Source organism: Pseudomonas sp. B21-012 (assembly GCF_024749305.1).
Lineage (GTDB): Bacteria > Pseudomonadota > Gammaproteobacteria > Pseudomonadales > Pseudomonadaceae > Aquipseudomonas.
In genome coordinates this window covers 850,421-869,395 of sequence record NZ_CP087197.1, presented here as the reverse complement: position 1 = coordinate 869,395, position 18,975 = coordinate 850,421, and the positions used below count along the sequence as shown (strand labels likewise).

19 protein-coding genes and 1 tRNA gene are annotated in these 18,975 nt (G+C 63.2%); 11 read left to right on the top strand and 9 right to left on the bottom strand.

What is annotated here, in order from left to right; genetic code table 11:
- Positions 1 to 60: 60 nt before the first annotated feature.
- Positions 61 to 618: a hypoxanthine-guanine phosphoribosyltransferase gene (locus LOY37_RS03850; RefSeq protein ID WP_010225758.1), complete on the bottom strand. Its 558-nt coding sequence runs from the start codon at positions 616 to 618 to the stop codon at positions 61 to 63.
- A 164-nt stretch (positions 619 to 782) separates the two neighbouring features.
- Between LOY37_RS03850 and upp the strand changes: the two genes are divergently transcribed.
- Positions 783 to 1,421 (top strand): uracil phosphoribosyltransferase, encoded by a 639-nt coding sequence (upp, locus tag LOY37_RS03845; RefSeq protein WP_045196006.1) that lies wholly within the window; start codon positions 783 to 785, stop codon positions 1,419 to 1,421.
- A 2-nt stretch (positions 1,422 to 1,423) separates the two neighbouring features.
- A complete protein-coding gene (locus LOY37_RS03840; protein WP_093387948.1) occupies positions 1,424 to 2,698 on the top strand; it encodes a uracil-xanthine permease family protein in 1,275 nt (424 codons plus the stop codon).
- Between the two features lie 62 nt (positions 2,699 to 2,760).
- On the opposite strand, the gene hemH is transcribed toward LOY37_RS03840, so the two are convergent.
- Together hemH and LOY37_RS03830 are read right to left on the bottom strand one after the other, a co-directional pair.
- A complete protein-coding gene (gene hemH, locus LOY37_RS03835; RefSeq protein WP_045196002.1) occupies positions 2,761 to 3,774 on the bottom strand; it encodes a ferrochelatase in 1,014 nt (337 codons plus the stop codon).
- 13 nt (positions 3,775 to 3,787) lie between these two features.
- Positions 3,788 to 4,693 (bottom strand): TIGR01777 family oxidoreductase, encoded by a 906-nt coding sequence (locus LOY37_RS03830; RefSeq protein ID WP_093387946.1) that lies wholly within the window; start codon positions 4,691 to 4,693, stop codon positions 3,788 to 3,790.
- Between the two features lie 186 nt (positions 4,694 to 4,879).
- On the opposite strand from LOY37_RS03830, the gene LOY37_RS03825 reads away from it, so the two are divergent.
- The 5 genes from LOY37_RS03825 to LOY37_RS03805 all read left to right on the top strand — a co-directional run bounded on the left by LOY37_RS03825 (position 4,880) and on the right by LOY37_RS03805 (position 10,056).
- Positions 4,880 to 5,866, top strand: coding sequence for an NAD(P)/FAD-dependent oxidoreductase (locus LOY37_RS03825; protein WP_045195999.1), 987 nt, complete (start codon positions 4,880 to 4,882; stop codon positions 5,864 to 5,866).
- Between the two features lie 155 nt (positions 5,867 to 6,021).
- A complete protein-coding gene (locus LOY37_RS03820; RefSeq protein WP_045195997.1) occupies positions 6,022 to 6,990 on the top strand; it encodes a DUF523 and DUF1722 domain-containing protein in 969 nt (322 codons plus the stop codon).
- Positions 6,980 to 7,885 (top strand): MerR family transcriptional regulator, encoded by a 906-nt coding sequence (locus LOY37_RS03815; protein WP_258716332.1) that lies wholly within the window; start codon positions 6,980 to 6,982, stop codon positions 7,883 to 7,885. The genes LOY37_RS03820 and LOY37_RS03815 overlap by 11 nt, the downstream gene beginning before the upstream one ends.
- A gap of 9 nt (positions 7,886 to 7,894) precedes the next feature.
- Positions 7,895 to 9,337 carry a deoxyribodipyrimidine photo-lyase gene (gene phrB / locus LOY37_RS03810; RefSeq protein ID WP_258716331.1) on the top strand — a complete coding sequence of 481 codons (1,443 nt, stop codon included), beginning with the start codon at positions 7,895 to 7,897 and terminating at the stop codon, positions 9,335 to 9,337.
- Positions 9,334 to 10,056 (top strand): SDR family oxidoreductase, encoded by a 723-nt coding sequence (locus LOY37_RS03805; protein ID WP_045195990.1) that lies wholly within the window; start codon positions 9,334 to 9,336, stop codon positions 10,054 to 10,056. Before phrB ends, LOY37_RS03805 begins: the two co-directional genes overlap by 4 nt.
- 24 nt (positions 10,057 to 10,080) lie before the next feature.
- Here LOY37_RS03805 and LOY37_RS03800 read toward each other — a convergent pair whose 3' ends face one another.
- The 6 genes from LOY37_RS03800 to hemA form a co-directional block, all read right to left on the bottom strand.
- Positions 10,081 to 10,599 (bottom strand): acyloxyacyl hydrolase, encoded by a 519-nt coding sequence (locus LOY37_RS03800; RefSeq protein WP_258716330.1) that lies wholly within the window; start codon positions 10,597 to 10,599, stop codon positions 10,081 to 10,083.
- A 115-nt stretch (positions 10,600 to 10,714) separates the two neighbouring features.
- Positions 10,715 to 11,515, bottom strand: coding sequence for a glutamate racemase (gene murI, locus LOY37_RS03795; protein WP_258716329.1), 801 nt, complete (start codon positions 11,513 to 11,515; stop codon positions 10,715 to 10,717).
- Positions 11,508 to 12,263, bottom strand: a complete 756-nt coding sequence (locus LOY37_RS03790) for a molybdopterin-synthase adenylyltransferase MoeB (RefSeq protein WP_195885663.1) — start codon at positions 12,261 to 12,263, stop codon at positions 11,508 to 11,510. Before LOY37_RS03790 ends, murI begins: the two co-directional genes overlap by 8 nt.
- Positions 12,257 to 13,087 (bottom strand): peptide chain release factor N(5)-glutamine methyltransferase, encoded by an 831-nt coding sequence (gene prmC / locus LOY37_RS03785; RefSeq protein ID WP_045195982.1) that lies wholly within the window; start codon positions 13,085 to 13,087, stop codon positions 12,257 to 12,259. Before prmC ends, LOY37_RS03790 begins: the two co-directional genes overlap by 7 nt.
- On the bottom strand, positions 13,088 to 14,170 hold the full coding sequence (prfA, locus tag LOY37_RS03780) for a peptide chain release factor 1 (protein WP_258716328.1): 1,083 nt from the start codon (positions 14,168 to 14,170) through the stop codon (positions 13,088 to 13,090).
- Positions 14,167 to 15,444 carry a glutamyl-tRNA reductase gene (gene hemA, locus LOY37_RS03775; protein WP_045195978.1) on the bottom strand — a complete coding sequence of 426 codons (1,278 nt, stop codon included), beginning with the start codon at positions 15,442 to 15,444 and terminating at the stop codon, positions 14,167 to 14,169. Before hemA ends, prfA begins: the two co-directional genes overlap by 4 nt.
- 176 nt (positions 15,445 to 15,620) lie before the next feature.
- On the opposite strand from hemA, the gene LOY37_RS03770 reads away from it, so the two are divergent.
- The 4 genes from LOY37_RS03770 (at position 15,621) to LOY37_RS03755 (ending at position 18,931) form a co-directional block, all read left to right on the top strand.
- Positions 15,621 to 17,345 carry a tetratricopeptide repeat protein gene (locus tag LOY37_RS03770; protein WP_045195976.1) on the top strand — a complete coding sequence of 575 codons (1,725 nt, stop codon included), beginning with the start codon at positions 15,621 to 15,623 and terminating at the stop codon, positions 17,343 to 17,345.
- 4 nt (positions 17,346 to 17,349) lie between these two features.
- Positions 17,350 to 17,967 carry a lipoprotein insertase outer membrane protein LolB gene (gene lolB / locus LOY37_RS03765; RefSeq protein WP_045195974.1) on the top strand — a complete coding sequence of 206 codons (618 nt, stop codon included), beginning with the start codon at positions 17,350 to 17,352 and terminating at the stop codon, positions 17,965 to 17,967.
- A 3-nt stretch (positions 17,968 to 17,970) separates the two neighbouring features.
- Positions 17,971 to 18,822 carry a 4-(cytidine 5'-diphospho)-2-C-methyl-D-erythritol kinase gene (gene ispE, locus LOY37_RS03760; protein WP_045195972.1) on the top strand — a complete coding sequence of 284 codons (852 nt, stop codon included), beginning with the start codon at positions 17,971 to 17,973 and terminating at the stop codon, positions 18,820 to 18,822.
- Positions 18,823 to 18,856: 34 nt separating this feature from the next.
- Positions 18,857 to 18,931 (top strand) — tRNA-Gln (locus tag LOY37_RS03755).
- Positions 18,932 to 18,975: the final 44 nt, after the last annotated feature.

The window sequence follows — 18,975 nt, the reverse complement described above, 5'->3', positions numbered from 1 at the left end:
ACTCTAGCATGGGGTAAGGCAAACGGGGCAAGCCGGGTCGACCGGCCCCGCCTGTGGACCTCAGAGACCCTTTACAGCGTAGATACCGTTAGCGTTGCGCCAATAGCCTTTGTAGTCCATGCCATAACCGAACACATAGCGGTCAACACAGCTCAAGCCGCAGAAGTCGGCCTTGAGGTCGGCGCTGGCCTTGCGGTCGTGGTCCTTGTCGATCAGCACGGCAGTGTGCACGGCGCGGGCACCGGCATGCTTGCAGAAATCGATGATTGCGCTGAGGGTATGACCTTCGTCAAGAATGTCGTCGATGATCAGCACGTCACGATCGATAAACGAGACTTCCGGCTTGGCCTTCCAGAACAGGTCGCCGCCGCTGGTCTGGTTGCGGTAGCGGGTGGCGTGCAGGTAGGACGATTCCAGCGGGAATTGCAGATGGGTCAGCAGTTTGCCGGCGAAGATCAGGCCGCCGTTCATCACACAGAACACTACCGGGTTGCTGTCGGCCAGCACCTCGGTGATTTGCGCGCCCACGCGGGCGATGGCGGCCTCGACTTCGGCTTCGGTGTGCAGGCAGTCAGCCTCGCGCATGACTTGACGGATGTGCTCGAGATCGGCGGACATGGCGCTCTCCAAGGGGCGGCAATTGAGAAAAGCGGGCAAAGGTACGCATCCCGTCGCATCAGATCAAGCATTTCTGGACTAACGTCCAGTAAGTCTGAGGACATGCATGGCTGAATAGATTAATCTAGCGCGGTTTTTTTGCCCGCCCCCCGGAGCTTTTCCCTATGCCTACCCGTGAGATCCGCCATCCGCTGATCCGCCACAAGCTCGGCCTGATGCGCCGCGCCGACATCAGCACCAAGAACTTTCGCGAGCTCGCCCAGGAAGTCGGCACGCTCCTGACCTACGAAGCAACCAAAGACCTGCCGCTGGAAAGCTACGAAATCGACGGCTGGTGCGGCAAGGTCCAGGTCGAGAAGATCGCCGGCAAGAAGATTACTGTAGTACCGATCCTGCGCGCCGGCATCGGCATGCTCGACGGCGTGCTCAGCCTGATCCCGGGCGCCAAGGTCAGCGCCGTGGGCGTGGCCCGCAACGAGGAGACCCTCGAGGCGCACACCTACCTGGAAAAACTCGCCCCGGAGATCAACGAGCGCCTGGCGCTGATTATCGACCCGATGCTGGCCACCGGCGCCTCGATGGTCGCCACCATCGACCTGCTGAAAAAGGCCGGCTGCAAGGACATCCGCGCGATGGTCCTGGTTGCCGCCCCCGAAGGCATCGCCGTGGTCGAGAAAGCCCACCCGGATGTGCAGATCTACACCGCCTCGATCGACCAGTGCCTGAACGAGCACGGCTACATCATCCCGGGCCTGGGCGATGCCGGTGACAAGATCTTCGGTACCAAGCAGAAGGACGCCTGAACATGCAGGATGAGTTCAACGACCCGCTCTGGCGCCAGGTCGTCTCCGGCGCGCAGATGCTCTTCGTCGCCTTCGGCGCGCTGGTATTGATGCCGCTGATTACCGGCCTCGATCCCAACGTCGCGCTGTTCACGGCGGGTTTGGGAACTCTGCTGTTTCAGATAGTGACCGGCCGTCAGGTGCCGGTGTTCCTGGCCTCGAGTTTCGCTTTCATCACTCCGATCATCCTCGCCAAGGGCCAGTTCGGCCTGGCCGAGACCATGGGCGGGGTCATGGCGGCGGGCTTCGTCTACACCTTCCTCGGCCTTGCGGTAAAAATCAAAGGCACCGGCTTTATCGACCGCCTGCTGCCACCGGTGGTGATCGGCCCGGTGATCATCTCGATCGGCCTGGCAATGGCGCCGATAGCCGCCAACATGGCCATGGGCAAGGCCGGTGACGGCGCCGAGCTGCTGCCGTACGGCACCGCGATGATGATCTCCATGCCGGCGCTGCTGACCACCCTGATCGTCGCGGTGTTCGGCAAGGGTATCTTCCGCCTGGTGCCGATCATTGCCGGGGTGCTGGTGGGCTTTGCCCTGTCGTTCTACTTTGGCGTGGTCGACACCGCCAAGATCGCCGCCGCGCCCTGGCTGGCGCTGCCGCACTTCACCGCGCCAGCGTTCAACTGGCAGGCGATCCTGTTCATCGTACCGGTGGCCCTGGCGCCGGCGATCGAGCACATCGGCGGGGTGATTGCGGTGGGCAGCGTGACCGGCCGCGACTACCTGAAAAAACCCGGCCTGCACCGCACCCTGCTCGGTGACGGCATCGCCACCACCACTGCCGGTCTGTTCGGCGGGCCGCCCAACACCACCTACGCCGAAGTGACTGGCGCGGTGATGCTGACCAAGAACTACAACCCGAAGATCATGACCTGGGCGGCGATCTTTGCCATCACCCTGGCCTTCATCGGCAAGTTCGGCGCGCTGCTGCAGAGCATTCCGGTGCCGGTAATGGGCGGCATCCTCTGCCTGCTGTTCGGCTCGATCGCGGCGGTGGGCATGAACACCATGATCCGCCACAAGATCGATCTCAGCGAAGCGCGCAACCTGGTGATCGTGTCGGTAACCCTGGTGTTCGGTATCGGCGGCGTGCTGATCGGTAGCGGCACCGGCCCCGATGACTGGGGCCTGAAGGGCATCGCCCTGTGCGCGGTGGTGGCTATTGCCTTGAACCTGCTGCTGCCGGGTAACGACAGCTGGAAGAACAAGGCGCTGGATGATCAGTTGCCTTGATCTGAAGGTCTAGCCCCCTCCCAAGCAGTCTGTGGGAGCGGGCTAGACCCGCGATGAGGCCCTCAAGCCTCTTCGCACATCCCCTTCAACGCCTGCACCCACTGCGGGTGATCATTCAGGCACGGCACCAGCACCAGCTCTTCGCCGCCGGCCTCGACAAACTGCTCGCGCCCACGGTCACCGATTTCCTCCAGGGTCTCGATGCAATCGGCGACAAACGCCGGGCACATTACCAGCAGCTTTTTCACCCCTGACTTGCCCAGCTCGTCCAGCCGCGTTTCGGTGTACGGCTCGATCCACTTCGCCCGCCCCAGCCTTGACTGGAACGACACCGACCACTTGCCGTCGGGGATGCCCATCTTCTGCGCGAACGCCTGGGCGGTGCGCAGGCACTGGCCGCGGTAGCAGACCGCAAGCACCTCGGGCGAAGCGGTGCGGCAGCAATCGGCGTCCTGGAAACAATGCTTGCCGGTGGGGTCGAGTTTTTTCAGGTGTCGCTCGGGCAGGCCATGGAAGCTGAGCAGCAGGTGATCGTAATCCTCCTGCAAGTATGGCTGCGCGCTGGCTACCAGGGCGTCGATGTATTCCGGCTTGTCGTAGAACGGCTGCAGAATCGCCATCTCGAGCGGCAGCTTGTGCTCGCCAATCACCTGTTTCGCCTGCTCGATGACCGTGGTCACGGTGCTGTCGGCAAACTGCGGGTACAGCGGCGCCAGGGTGACCTTCTTCACGCCCTGGCTGGCCAGGCGCGTCAGCACCGTCGGCAACGAAGGCTCGCCGTAGCGCATGGCGATTTCCACCGGGCCGTGGCTCCACTGCTCGCGCATTGCGGCCTGCAGGCGGCGGGTCAGCACCACCAGCGGCGAACCCTCGTCCCACCAGATCGAGGCATAGGCATGGGCCGATTGCTCCGGGCGCTTGATCAGGATCAGCGACACCAGCAGCCGCCGCACCGGCCACGGCAGGTCGATGACATAGGGGTCCATGAGAAACTGATTGAGGTACCGGCGCACGTCGGCGACAGAGGTGGAGGCCGGTGAACCCAGGTTGACCAGCAGCAAAGCGTGATCGGTCATGCAACGTCCTATTTCAGAGGCGCCTGGACAGTTCATCCAGGGCCGATTGCAAATCATTGAAGCGGAAGGTAAAACCGGCCGCCAGCAAACGTACCGGCCGCGCCCGTTGCCCGCCCAGTAGCAAGGTCGACAATTCGCCCAGCCCGGCCTTGAGCAGCAGCGCCGGCATCGGCATCAATGCCGGGCGGTGCAGGGCCCGGCCCAGACGCCTGGCGAACTCGCGGTTGCGCACCGGCTCCGGAGCGCAGGCATTATAAGGACCGCTGGCATCCTTGTGCTGCAAGAGAAAATCAATCAGGGCGATCTGGTCGTGTATATGGATCCACGGCATCCACTGCCGACCGTCGCCGATAGGCCCGCCCAGCCCGAGTTTGAACGGCAGGCGCAGGCGCGACAAAAAGCCGCCCTCGCTCGCCAGCACCAGCCCGGTACGCACCAGCACCACGCGAATCCCCAGCGGTTGCGCGGCCATGGCGGTTTCTTCCCAGGCGATGCACAGCTGGCTGGCGAAATCCTCCTTGACCGGCTGCGAAGCCTCGGTGAGTTCGCGCTCGCCACCATCGCCATACCAGCCTACCGCCGAACCCGAGATCAGTACCTCGGGGCGCTGCTGACGTTTCTCCAGCCAGGCCAGCAATTGCTCGGTCAAAGTGATACGACTGGCCCAGAGCAAGGCGCGACGGCTGGAGCTCCAGGGCCGGTCGGCAATCGGTGCGCCGGCCAGATTGATCACCGCGTCCACGCCGTCGTCATCGGCCAGCTCATCGAGCCGGGCTATGCCACGCACCCCGGAGCCACACAACTTGCCCACCTGTTCAGGGCGCCGACTCCATACCGTCAGCCGATGTCCCTGGGCCAGCCAGTGCTGACACAGGTGTTGGCCGATCAACCCGGTACCGCCGGTCAGCAATATATGCATGGCTGTGTCCTCGCATGGCGCGCCAGTGGTCTATTTTTAACAACAAGGCACTTTTTTGACCGATCGCTCTCGGATAAACATAGGCCAACCTGTGGTAACGAGCGGAATCATCTTATACAGGATTCGTGCATTGTACAGGTTTGCCGGGCAGCGTAGTCTGCAACCATTAGGTTCGAAGAGGCCATCATGACTGTACCTATTGCCATCATCGGGGCCGGTATCGCCGGCCTGTCCGCCGCCCAGGCGTTGCAAAAGGCCGGGCAGACCGTTCATTTGTTCGACAAGGGCCACGGCAGCGGCGGACGCATGGCCAGCAAACGCAGCGATGCCGGCGCCCTTGATCTCGGCGCCCAGTACTTCACGGCCCGCGACCGGCGCTTTGTCGACCAGTTGCAGCAATGGGTAGCGGCCGGTTGGGCGGCCGAATGGAAGCCGCAGCTGTATCACTATCAGGATGGCGTACTGAGCCCCTCCCCCGACGAGCAGACGCGCTGGGTTGGCGTGCCGCGCATGAGCGCCATCACCCGCGGCCTGCTCAAGGATGTCACGGTAAACTTCAGCTGCCGTATTGCCGAAGTCTATCGCGGCCAGAAGTACTGGCACCTGCAGGACACCGACGGCTGCAGCCACGGGCCGTTCAGCCGGGTGGTAGTCGCCGTGCCGGCGCCTCAGGCCACCCAGTTGCTCAGTGCTGCGCCCAAGCTGGCCGCCACTGCCGCCGGCGTGCAGATGGACCCGACCTGGGCCATCGCCCTGGCGTTCGACACCCCGCTCGACACCCCGATGCAAGGCTGCTTCGTACAAGGCAGCGCCCTCGACTGGCTGGCGCGCAACCGGAGCAAACCCGGGCGCGACGAACACATGGACACCTGGGTGTTGCATGCCACTTCCAGCTGGAGCAAGCAGCACATCGACCTGCCCAAGGAGGCGGTGATCGAGCAACTGTGGGGCGATTTCGCCGAGCTGGTCGGCTGCGTGGTGCCCGCCCCGAACTTCTCCCTCGCCCACCGCTGGCTGTATGCCCGCCCGGCCAGCAATCACGAATGGGGCGCCCTGGCCGACGCTGACCTGGGCCTGTATGCCTGTGGCGACTGGTGCCTGTCGGGCCGGGTCGAAGGCGCTTGGCTCAGCGGCCAGGAAGCGGCCCGTCGGCTGCTTGAGCATCTGGAGTAACAGCTGCCGGGGCTGCTCCTGTTCAGCCCCGCCTGACATTTTCGACGTCCTGCACAAAAGTTGTACAAGTGGTTTGACTTGCACAGGTTTGCCCCTATGATGGGATTTACCTGTACATAAAACTTTATTTGTACAATATTTTTCAGGATCTGTTCATGAACGCTCGTGACCTGCCGCGCAAGCCCCGCATTGCTGTCAGCGCCTGCCTGATCGGCCAGGAAGTGCGTTTCAACGGTGGCCACAAAGCCTCGCGCCTGTGCAACGAGGTCCTCAGCGAACACTTCGATTTGGTCCCGGTTTGCCCAGAAGTCGCCATCGGCCTGGGCGTGCCACGTGCACCCATCCGCCTGGTAGGTGATCCTGCCGACCCGCAGGCCGTGTGCAGCCGCGACCCCGGCCTGGATCTGTCCGGCCCGTTGCGCGCTTACGGGCAGCAGATGGCCAAGGATCTCGACGATATTTGCGGCTACATCTTCATGCACAAATCCCCCTCCTGCGGCCTGGAGCGAGTCAAGGTCTATCAGGCCAATGGCTATCCAGCGCCCGAGGGCGGCCGCGGGTTGTTCGCCGCCGCCTTCTGTGAGCAGCGTCCCGATTTACCGGTGGAAGAAGATGGCAGGCTCTGTGATCCGGTGCTGCGCGAGAACTTCATCACCCGGGTATATGCCTACGCCGACTGGCAGCAGCTGATCGCCGCTGGCGTCAGCCGCGGCGCCCTGATCGCGTTTCATTCCCGCTATAAGTACCAGCTGATGGCGCACAACCCGCAGCAGTACAAAGTCCTGGGCAAGCTGTTGGGCAGCATGGGCCGCGACGACGATCCCGAGTTGCTCGCCCCGCGTTACTTCAGCCAGTTGATCCAGGCCCTGAGCCGCTGCGCCAGCCGTGGCACCCACAGCAATGTACTGTTGCACCTGAGCGGTTACCTGCGCGATGCCTTGAGCCGCGCCGACAAGCAGGAAATCCAGCAACTGATCAGCCAGTACCATGCCGGCGTGGTGCCGCTGGTGGTGCCGCTGACCCTGCTCAAGCATCATTTGCGCAACCATCCCGACCCCTACCTGGCGCAGCAGGTGTACTTGCAACCGCACCCGGAAAACCTGAGCCTGCGCAATGCCATCTGAAGCCCTGTTGCCGATCCGCGAGGTGACGCGCCTGACCGGTATCAACCCGGTCACCCTGCGTGCGTGGGAGCGTCGTTACGGCTTGATCGTGCCGCAACGCACCGGCAAGGGGCATCGCCTCTACAGCCAGGAAGACGTCCAGCGTATCCAGCAGATCCTCACCTGGCTTGACCGGGGCGCGGCGGTCAGCCAGGTCAAAGCCTTGCTGCAAGCCAACCCGGGGGAGTCACCGGCGCCGGCCGGCAGCGACTGGCAGGGCCTACGCGAGCAACTCAAGGAAGCCATCGCCGCCCTCGCCGAGCGCCGGCTTGAGCAGCAGGTGAACCAGGCCATGGCCCTGTACCCGGCGGCAACCCTCTGTGAACAACTGTTGATGCCGCTGCTTGCCGACCTCGAACTGCGCTGGCAGGGCCAATTCGCCACTGGCCTTGAGCAGGTGTTCTTTTTCTCGTGGCTACGCAGCAAGCTGGGGGCGCGGGTCTATCACAACAACCATCAGCTCGGCGGCGCCCCCTTGCTGCTGGTAAACGGCTCTGACCTGGCCTTCGACCCACGGCTGTGGCTGACGGCCTGGCTGGCCAGCAATGCCGGTTACCCGGTGCAGGTCTTCGACTGGCCACCACCGGGCAACGAGCTGAGCCTGGCGGTCGCCCAGTTGCGGCCATGGGCATTGCTGCTGAGCATCGACAAGTCGCTGGACATCGCCCGCTTACAAAGAAACCTGGCCGACGTCGAAATTCCGAAACTCCTGTGCGGCCGCGCAGTCAGCATTCATAAGCATGCCCTGCAAGCCTGGACGGACGAGACGCTGTTTGTCCTCGATTCGCCCCAGGCGGCGCTTCAGTGCCTGCGCCAACTCAGGGGCGAACAGCCTGAATTTCACCTTCAAGGGTAACCAAACAGCATGCAACTGATCTGGCTGCGCAGCGACCTGCGCGTAATTGACAACACTGCACTGGCAGCAGCCTGCGAACGCGGCCCGACCCTGGCAGTATGGCTGCTCAACCCTGGGCAGTGGCAGGCCCATGACGATGCGCCGTGCAAGGTCGACTTCTGGTTGCGCAATCTGCAAAGCCTGCGTGCGGCACTGGCACGGTTGAACATCCCCCTGCTGATCCGCTACGCCGACACCTGGCAGCAGGCACCGCAGGTCTTGCTGCAGCTGTGCCAGGAGCATCAGGTGCAGGCGCTGCACTTCAACGAGGAATATGGCGTTAATGAAAGCGCCCGCGACCAGGCGGTGCAGGCTGCCCTGGGCGAGCACGGTATTGCCGCACACGGCTATCTTGACCAGTTACTGTTCCGCCCAGGCAGCATCCTGACCCGCAGCGCCAGCTACTTTCAGGTCTTCAGCCAGTTTCGCAAAGTGTGTTACGAACGCCTGCACCTGGGCGTGCCACCCTTGGTCAACCCAATCAGGGCGCAAGCGCCGACGGCTGTTGCCAGCGATCCGGTTCCCGTTGAGGTAGCCGGTTTCCCACACCCTGCGCAGGCCTTGCGCGAGCTCTGGCCTGCCGGTGAAGAAGAAGCACAGCAGCGCCTGCAACGCTTTATCGACGAATGCGCCGAGGACTACCAGAATCAGCGCGACCTCCCCGCCGTCGCCGGCACCAGCCAGCTGTCAGCCTACCTGGCCGCCGGGGTGATATCGCCGCGTCAGTGCCTGCATGCCGCGCTGAACCACAACTTCGGCGAGTTCGACAGTGGCAACCGCGGCCTGGTGACCTGGATCAACGAGCTGCTCTGGCGCGAGTTCTACAAACACATCCTGGTGGGCTATCCACGGGTCTCGATGCACCGTGCCTTCCGCCCGGAAACCGAGGTCCTGCCCTGGCGCCATGCACCGGAGGAACTCAAGGCCTGGCAGCAAGGACAGACCGGCATCCCGATCATCGATGCGGCCATGCGCCAATTGCTTGCCACCGGCTGGATGCACAACCGCCTGCGCATGATCGTTGCCATGTTCCTGACCAAGAACCTGCTGATCGACTGGCGCGAGGGCGAGCGCTTTTTCATGCGCCACCTGATTGATGGCGACCTGGCCGCCAACAACGGCGGCTGGCAATGGAGTGCTTCGACCGGCACCGACGCAGCGCCCTATTTCCGCATTTTCAACCCTGTGAGCCAGTCTCAGCGTTTCGATAGCGCAGGGCATTTCATTCGGCAATGGCTGCCTGAGCTTGCCGACCTGGATGAAAAAAAAATCCACAATCCAGTGCCAGGTGGCGATCTTTTTGCTACTAATCATTATCCACAGCCTATTGTGGACCTCGGTAGCAGTCGCCAACGTGCGTTGAATGCATTCAGGAATTTACCCACGCGGCAGGAAGAGAGGGCAGTCATGTGAGCGAACCCATCGCGCGCAAGGTGTGGGTCACCGGCGCAAGCAGCGGCCTGGGCCTGGCGCTGGTGCAACAACTGCTTGAGCAGGGCTGGAAAGTCGCTGCCAGCGGACGTCCTTCGCCCGAGCTCAAGGGCCTTTCGCAGCTCAACCCCGAGCAGTTGCTGCTGCTTGACGGCAATCTCGATGATGGCACGCAGGCCGCACACGCTGGCCAGCAACTCCAGGCCCACTGGGGCGCCCTCGATTGCCTGCTGGTGAATGCCGGCACCTGCGATTACCTGGACCCTGGCCTGCCGCCGACGGCCATTTTCGAAGCCATCGCCAGCAGCAACCTGAGCGCTTCGGTTCATTGCTTGAACGTGGCAGTGCCGCTGCTGGAAAAAGGCCAGGCGCCACAGGTGCTGGCTGTGCTCAGCCGCTATTCGGCGCTGCAACTCTACGAGCCCAGCCAGCCGGCAACCCCGGACAACAACCTGACACAAGTGTTTCGCGCTGAGCGTCAGAAGCTCGAGAGCAAAGGCATCGCCTTGACCGTGGTCGCACCACAGGCGTTGAAAACGCCACTGCTGGCGGTTCAGGTCCGACCTGAACAATGGACGCCGGAAACTGCTGCCGATGTGATCATCCAGCGTTTGCCAGAGCGCGCCCCCGAGCTGCTGCTCGAAGCCCTCAACCTCAACAGCCTCTGGCCACTGCCCGAACTACCTGCAAGCCCTGTGTAAAACACAGGGCTGTGCTCTTTCAGGTCAGAGCGGCATGCGGTAGTGCAACGCGTAACTTTCTACCCCATCGTTGGGCGTTTGCAGCCCGGCGTTGGAGTAGTGGATCGCCCGCACGCCGACTTCATGCCCGCCGGCAAAGCGCAAACCAAAGCCGATGCGATCTTCGAACTGGAACGAAGAGCCGAGTTTGTTGCTTTCAACTTCGGTACTGGAGAATGCGGCCACACCAATACCGGCTTCGATATAGGGTTTGACCGACTCACCGGCGAACTCGTAAACGAACACCGGCGCAAACGACAGGCTGTGGTTACTCGACTTCTCGTCGCCATCCCAATAGGTGTAGGCACCGTCCCAATAGCCGGTGATACGGCCTACGCTGGTTTGCCACCAACTGGCATCCCAGTTCGATTGCAGGCCGAGGCGATAGGTCATGGTCGAGTCGCCGGTCTGCCCGACCGAGAACGACACGTCCGCTGCTTGAGTTGTGAAAGATTGCCCCAGGGTAACGGCTGCAAGAGCAGCCAAGCAAAGCAGTTTCTTCATGAGAAACGTCCTTTTTCCTAATGCTGTTGTTGGTTTTTCTGTCTCACCAGACAATAAATAGAAATCGGCAGCGTTGCGTTAGTTCAGTCAATGTTGAGTGCTTTTCACACTTTTTTTACATTGGAAAGCTTCGCACACTGTCAGATTTATTCCACAACATTGGAAGGATCTTTCGCAAATGTTCAGGGCTGGCACTGGTCCAGAATTGCGCATCGCGCGCCGGTCCTGCAGCCAGCAATTCACCCTCGCCCAACAGGCGCTGCAATTGCCGGGCAACGGCGGCGCCAGTATCGATGATCGCCACCGAGGCGGGGATCATTTGCGCCAGCAGAGGCTTGAGGAAGGGGTAATGGGTGCAGCCCAGGATCAGGGTATCGCAGCCGGCGTCGAGCAAGGGCTTTACATACCCCTGGAGCATCTCACGCACCACCGGGCTGCTCAGGTCGCCAGCCTCGATGCACTCCACCAGGCCCGGGCAAGGCTGGGTGATCACGCGAATGTCGTTGGCAAAGCGATCGAGCAAGGCAACGAACTTGGCGCTTTGCAGGGTGCCGGTGGTGGCCAGCACGCCGACCACACCGCTGCGGGTCGCGGCAGCGGCGGGTTTGACCGCAGGCTCCATCCCAACGATCGGCCAGTTTGGATACTGTTCGCGTAAATCTGCCACCGCCGCCACGGTGGCGGTGTTGCAAGCCAGGACCATGGCCTTGGCGCCTTGCTCGCGGAAGAACTCGGCGACCATGCGACAGCGCTGGCGGATGAACGCCGGCGACTTCTCGCCATAGGGGATGTAGCCGCAGTCGCCGACGTACAGCAGCGACTCGTCGGGCAGCAGGCGCTGGATCTCGGCCAGTACCGACAGGCCGCCGACTCCCGAATCGAAAACGCCGACCGGCGCCGCCGCAGCGTCAGCCATGATGCTCGCCACACACGCTGCAGCCCGGGTCGCGCTTGACCCGCAGCTCACGGAAGCGGCTGCCAAGGGCGTCGATCAACAGCAAGCGCCCCACCAGCGGCTCGCCGAAACCGGCCAGCAGCTTCAGCGCCTCAAGTGCTTGCAGGCTGCCAACCAGCCCCACCAGCGGGCCCAACACGCCGGCTTCGCTGCAGGTCAGTTCGGCTTCGCTGCCGTGCCCGTACAGGCAGTGGTAGCAGGGGCTTAGCGGGTTGCGCGGGTCGAACACCGACAACTGCCCTTCCAGGCGAATCGCCGCGCCGCTGACCAGCGGTTTGCCGTGGGCGACGCAGGCAGCATTGACCGCTTCGCGGGTAGTGAAGTTGTCCGAGCAATCGAGCACCAGGTCCACGGCCTTGACCGCTTCAGCCAGGGAGTCCTCATCCAGCGCGCGGCGATGCGCTTTGAGGGTGATTTGCGGGTTGATCGCGGTGAGCCGGGCAAGCGCCGAATCAACCTTGCTCAGGCCTACCGACGCACTGTCGTGCAAGACCTGGCGCTGCAGGTTGGTGACATCCACCGTATCGAAGTCGGCCAGGTGCAATTCGCCAACCCCGGCGGCCGCCAGGTACAGCGCCACTGGCGAGCCGAGACCGCCGAGGCCGACGATCAGCGCCGTGCTGTTTTTCAGCCGCAGCTGACCGTCGATATCCACCTGCGCCAGGAGGATCTGCCGGCTGTAGCGCAACAGCTCCTGGTCGCTCAGCACGACAGCCGCCCCAGGGTGATGCGCTCGTGGCCGTTGAGGTCGAGGCGGCTTTCGATCTGCTCGAAATCATGCCTGGCCAGCAGCTCGCGCACGGCGGCGGCCTGGTCGTAACCGTGTTCGAGCAGCAGCCAGCCAGCCGGCGCCAGGTGCGCCGGCGCCTGGCTGACGATGCAGCGCAGGTCGTCCAGGCCGTCTTCGCCGGAGACCAGCGCGCTGCTGGGCTCAAAGCGCACGTCACCGGCCACCAGGTGCGGGTCGGCGGCGGCAATGTACGGCGGGTTGCTGATGATCAGGTCAAAGCGCTCGCCGGCCAGGGCATCGAACCAGTGGCTGCTGCGCACGTTGACGTTGTTCAGTTGCAGGCGCTGGCGGTTGCGCTCGGCCAGGGCCACGGCTTCGAGCACGCGGTCGACTGCGGTGACCTGCCACAACGGGCGCTCACTGGCCAGGGCCAGGGCAATTGCCCCGGTGCCGGTGCCCAGGTCGAGCAGCTTGACCGCACTACCCGGCAGCAACTGCAGGGCGGTTTCCACCAGCAGCTCGGTTTCCGGACGCGGGATCAAGGTATGCGGGGCCACTTCCAGGTCGAGGTTCCAGAACCCCTGCTGACCCAGAATGTAGGCCACCGGCTCACCGGCGCGGCGGCGCTGCAGGTAGTCGGCAAAGGTCAACGCCGCTTCGCTGCTGACAATCCGCTCCGGCCAGGTGTGCAGGTAGCTGCGCGACTTGCCGATGGCCGCCGCCAACAGCAGTTCGATATCCAGACGCGCGGTCGGCGAATCCGGCAGCTCCGCACCGCGGAGCAAGCTGGCAATAATCGTCATTTACTCACCCAGTGCCGCCAGTTGATCCGCCTGGTACTCGGCCAGCAACGGCTCGATTACCGCGTCGACCCCACCGGCCAGAACGTCATCCAGGGAATACAGGGTCAGGTTGATGCGGTGATCGGTCACCCGCCCCTGTGGATAGTTGTAGGTACGAATTCGTTCGGAACGGTCACCCGAGCCGACCAGCAGCTTGCGCTCGCTGGCCATGGCATTCTGCGCCGCGCTGGTCTGGATGTCGTTGAGCTTGGCCGACAGCCAGGACATCGCCCGGGCACGGTTCTTGTGCTGGGAACGTTCTTCCTGGCACTCGACGACAATGCCGGTGGGCAAGTGGGTGATGCGGATTGCCGAGTCAGTCTTGTTAATGTGCTGACCACCGGCACCGGAGGCACGGTAGGTGTCGACACGCAGGTCCGCTGGGTTGATCTCGATCGCCACCTGCTCGTCCGGCTCCGGCAGCACCGCCACGGTGCAGGCCGAGGTGTGAATGCGGCCCTGGGATTCGGTCTCGGGTACACGCTGGACGCGGTGGGCACCGGACTCGAACTTCAGCTTGCCGTAGACGCTGTCGCCTTCGACCCGGGCAATGATTTCCTTGTAGCCGCCGTGTTCGCCCTCGTTCTCCGAGAGAATTTCCAGGCGCCAGCCGCGCTTTTCGGCATAGCGCGAATACATGCGGAACAGGTCGCCGGAAAAGATCGCCGCCTCGTCACCACCGGTACCGGCGCGGATTTCCAGGAACACGTTGCGCCCGTCGTTGGGGTCCTTGGGCAGCAACATGCGCTGCAGCCGGTTTTCCAGCTGCGCCAGTTGCTCCTTGGCTTCGCGCACTTCTTCCACGGCCATTTCGCGCAGGTCCGGGTCGCTGTCCTTGAGCAGCGCCTGGGCGCCGGCCAGATCATCCTGGACCTTGCGCCACTGGGCGTAGGCGACGGCGACCGGCTCGACTTCAGCGTATTCACGGGAATAGGCGCGAAAGCGCGTCTGGTCGCAAATGACCTCGGCATCGCCCAGCAGGGCGGTCAGTTCCTCGAAACGGTCCTGGAGCGTGTCCAGTTTATTCAGCAGCGACGCTTTCATTGCGGGGTTTTATCCGTCGAACCCTCGGAGAGGGCAAAGAGTTCCTGGGCCATGGCCAGCGCATCGAGGCGGCCTTCGGCAGAGAGCTTTTTCAGTTGCACGCTGGGCGCATGCAACAGCTTGTTGGTCAGGCCACGGGCCAGTTGCACCAGCACCTCATCGGCACTGGCGCCATTGGCCAGCAGGCGCTGGGCCTTTTGCAGCTCTTCGTCGCGCAGGCGCTCGCTCTGCTGACGGTAAGCCTTGAGTACATCCACCGCGGCCAGCTCGCGCAGGCGCAGCATGAAATCTTCGGCGCCCACCGAGACCAGCTCTTCAGCGGCCTGGGCAGCACCCTGGCGGCTCTTGAGGTTCTCGGCGACCACTTCGTGCAGGTCATCGACGGTGTACAGGTAAACGTCATCGAGCTCGCCCACCTGTGGCTCGATATCGCGCGGCACGGCGATGTCGACCATGAAGATCGGCTTGTGCCGGCGCTGCTTCAGGGCGCTTTCCACCGCACCCTTGCCGAGGATCGGCAACTGGCTGGCGGTGGAGCTGATGACGATATCGCTGTTGACCAGCTCCTGGGGAATGTCGGCCAGCAGCACCGCATGGGCGCCGAACTGCTCGGCCAGGGTGCTGGCGCGCTCCAGGGTGCGGTTGGCGACGACGATGCGCCGCACACCCTGCTCGTGCAGATGGCGGGCGACCAGGGTGATGGTTTCACCGGCGCCGATCAGTAGCGCCTGGCTGCGGCCCAGGTCGCTGAAGATCTGCTTGGCCAGGCTCACGGCGGCAAAGGCCACCGACACCGGGTTTTCGCCGATGGCGGTATCGGTGCGCACCTGCTTGGCAGCGCTGAAGGTTGCCTGGAACAGCCGCCCGAGCAGCGGGCCGATGGTTCCGGCTTCGCGCGCCACGGCATAGGCCGACTTCATCTGGCCGAGGATCTGCGGCTCGCCCAGCACCAGCGAGTCGAGCCCGGAGGCCACCCGCATCATGTGCCGCACGGCATCGTGATCTTCATGGATGTAGGCGCTGGCGCGCAGTTCATCCAGGCTCAGTTGATGATATTCGGCCAGCCAGCGCAGGATGCTCTCCGCAGCCAGGTGGTCCTGCTCTATATAAAGCTCGCTGCGGTTGCAGGTCGAAAGGATCGCGGCTTCGCGGCTGGCGGTCAGTCGGCAGAGCTGCTGCAAGGCGTCCACCAGCTGCTCAGGGGTAAACGCCACGCGCTCGCGTACGTCTACCGAGGCAGTCTTATGGTTGATACCGAGGGCAAGAAAGGCCATGCAAGGTCGCTGATTGTGACGAGAAGCCGATAATTGTCCTACTTCGCAGAGCGCAGAACAACCACCGCTCGCTATTGTCTCTATAGTCTACCCCTACCGAGACCTTCGCTTATGGGTTTGCCCCGGCGCTTGTGTCATGATGATCCGACCGCTGGTAAGCCGCCCAAATCCCGATTATGAATAGATCCTACGCGTTGCTCCTTGCCCTTGCCTTGCTCCAGGGCTGCCAGACCCTGGCTCCGGATTCCCCGGATGCCAAGGCGCCTGCAGATGCCGCCCCGGTGCAACCGGCCAAGCCCACCGTCTACGGATCGTTCAGCCAGGACACCGTGTACAGCCTGCTGACCGCAGAACTTGCCGGCCAGCGCGATCGTTTCGATATCGCCTTGGACAATTACGTCAGCCAGGCAATCAAGACTCAGGACCCGGGTATTTCCGAACGCGCCTACCGCATCGCCGAATACCTGGGCGCCGACCAGGCCGCGCTCGACACCTCGCTGATCTGGGCGAAAAACGATCCCGGCAACCTCGACTCCCAGCGCGCCGCCGCCATCCAGCTGGCTCGCAGCGGTCGCTATGACGAGTCCATGGTCTACATGGAAAAGGTCCTTCAGGGCCAGGGCGACACCCACTTCGACTTCCTCGCCCTGTCGGCACTGGAAACCGACCCGGACACCCGCGCCGGCCTGCAAAACAGTTTCGATCGTCTGCTGGTGAAGTACCCTGACAACGGTCAGCTGGTGTTCGGCAAGGCCCTGCTGCTGCAACAGGATGGCAAGGCCCAGGCGGCCCTCGACCTGCTCGAAGAACACCCGCCCGAAGCCGGCGAGATTGCCCCGGTGCTGCTGCGCGCGCGCCTGCTGCAAGGCCTGGACCGCGGCAAAGAGGCCCTGCCGCTGCTGCAGAAAACCATTCGCCAGTACCCGGACGACAAACGCCTGCGCCTGACCTACGCGCGCATGCTGGTCGAGCAGGATCGCCTGGCCGATGCCAAGGCCGAGTTTGTCAGCCTGGTCCAGCAATACCCGGACGACGATGAACTGCGTTACTCGCTGGCCCTGGTCAGCCTGGAAACCAAGGACTGGGACGAAGGCGCCGGCTACCTCGAAGAGCTGATCGCCCGCGACAGCCATGTCGATGCCGCGCACCTGAACCTGGGGCGCATCCATGAAGAACGCAACGACCCCGAAAGCGCCCTCAACGAGTACGCCCTGGTCGGCCCCGGCAACGACTATCTGCCAGCGCAACTGCGCCAGGCCGACATCCTCATTGCCAACGGCCGCAGCGCCGAGGCCTCGCGGCGCCTGGCCGCAGCCCGCGAAGCCCAGCCCGACTACGCCATCCAGCTGTACCTGATCGAAGCCGAAGCCCTGGGCAACAACGACAAGGACGCCCAGGCCGAGCAGGTGCTGCAGCAAGCGATCAAGCAGTACCCGGACGACCTCAACCTGCTGTACACCCGGGCCATGCTTGCGGAAAAGCGCAACGACCTGGCGCAGATGGAAAAAGACCTGCGCAGCATCATCAGCCGCGAGCCGGAAAACGCCATGGCCCTCAACGCCCTGGGCTACACCCTGGCTGACCGCACCAGCCGCTATGCCGAAGCCAAGACCCTGATCGACAAGGCGCACCAGATCACCCCGGACGATCCGGCGGTGCTCGACAGCCTCGGCTGGGTCAACTACCGCATGGGCAACCTCGACGAAGCCGAGCGCCTGCTGCGCCAGGCCATCGAGCGTTTCCCCGATCACGAAGTCGCTGCCCACCTGGGTGAAGTGCTCTGGGCCAACGGCAAGCGCCGCGAAGCCCGCCAGGTCTGGGCCAAAGGTTTCGAAGCCCAGCCCGACAGCCCTATCCTGCGCAAGACCGTCCTGCGCCTGACCGGATCCGAGACTCTATAAGCCTATGTTTTTGCGCCACTGCATCACCTTCTGCCTGATTGCCCTGCTTGCCGGTTGTGCCGGCTTCGGCTCCCGTGAGGCCCTGCGGGGCGAAGGCAACCCCCAGCTGTGGCGCGAGCACAAGCAACAGCTGAGCACCCTCGATGGCTGGCAGATCAACGGCAAGGTCGGCATCCGCGCGCCGAAAGACTCCGGCAGCGGCACGCTGTTCTGGCTGCAGCGCCAGGACTACTACGACATCCGCCTGTCCGGCCCGCTCGGCCGCGGCGCTGCACGCCTGACCGGGCGCCCCGGCGGCGTCACCCTCGAGGTCGCCAACCAGGGCCGCTTCGAGGCGCAAAGCCCGGAAGCCCTGCTGGCCGAACAACTGGGCTGGGAGCTGCCGGTGTCGCACCTGGTCTGGTGGATTCGCGGCCTACCCGCCCCCGACAGCAAGAGCCAGCTGACCCTCGACGGCGACAGCCGCCTGGCCAGCCTCAAGCAGGACGGCTGGGACGTGCAATACCTGAGCTACGCCGAACAGAACGGCTACTGGCTGCCCGAGCGGATCAAGCTGCACGGGCAAAACCTCGACGTGACCCTGGTGGTCAAAGACTGGCAACCACGGCAACTGGGCCACTGATCAATGAACACTGCAACCCTGACCCTGCCGGCCCCGGCCAAGCTCAACCTGATGCTGCACATTCTTGGCCGCCGCGCCGATGGCTACCATGAGCTGGAAACCCTGTTCCAGTTTCTCGAGCATGCCGACGAGCTGTCTTTCGCCCTGCGCGAAGACGGTGAAGTGCGCCTGCACAGCGAGATCGACAACGTTCCCCATGAAAGCAACCTGATCGTCAAGGCCGCGCGCAAGCTCAAGGCCCTGACCGGCTGCGACAAGGGCGTGGATATCTGGCTGAAAAAAATCCTGCCCATGGGCGGCGGCATTGGCGGCGGCAGCTCCGACGCCGCCACTACCCTGCTCGGCCTCAACCATTTATGGCAACTGGGCTTGAGCGAAGACCAGCTGGCTGAACTGGGCCTGACCCTGGGCGCCGACGTGCCGGTTTTCGTCCGCGGCCATGCGGCGTTCGCCGAGGGCGTGGGCGAGAAGCTGACCCCGGTCGACCCCGAAGAGCCCTGGTATGTCGTGCTGGTCCCGCAAGTATTTGTTAGCACAGCAGAAATTTTTTCAGATCCGCTGTTGACACGTGATTCCTTGCCCCTTAAGATGCGCCCCGTTCCCAAGGGAAACAGTCGAAATGACTGCCAACCGGTGGTAGAGCAGCGTTACCCAGAGGTACGCAATTCATTGAATTTGTTAAACGAATTCACTGAGGCTCGGCTTACCGGAACTGGAAGTTGTGTGTTTGGGGCCTTCCCAAACAAAGCTGAAGCTGATAAAGTTTTGGCCCTTCTTGCAGAGACCCAAACAGGGTTTGTAGCTAAGGGAAGCAACGTTTCGATGTTGCATCGCACGCTGCAGAGCCTGCTCTAGGAATCGAGCACCAGGTGCTCGCAGCAACAGATACAGGGGCGTCGCCAAGCGGTAAGGCAGCAGGTTTTGATCCTGCCATGCGTTGGTTCGAATCCAGCCGCCCCTGCCATTTTCCTTATACTCATCCAGGTATACCCTCAGCCTTCAGGTACT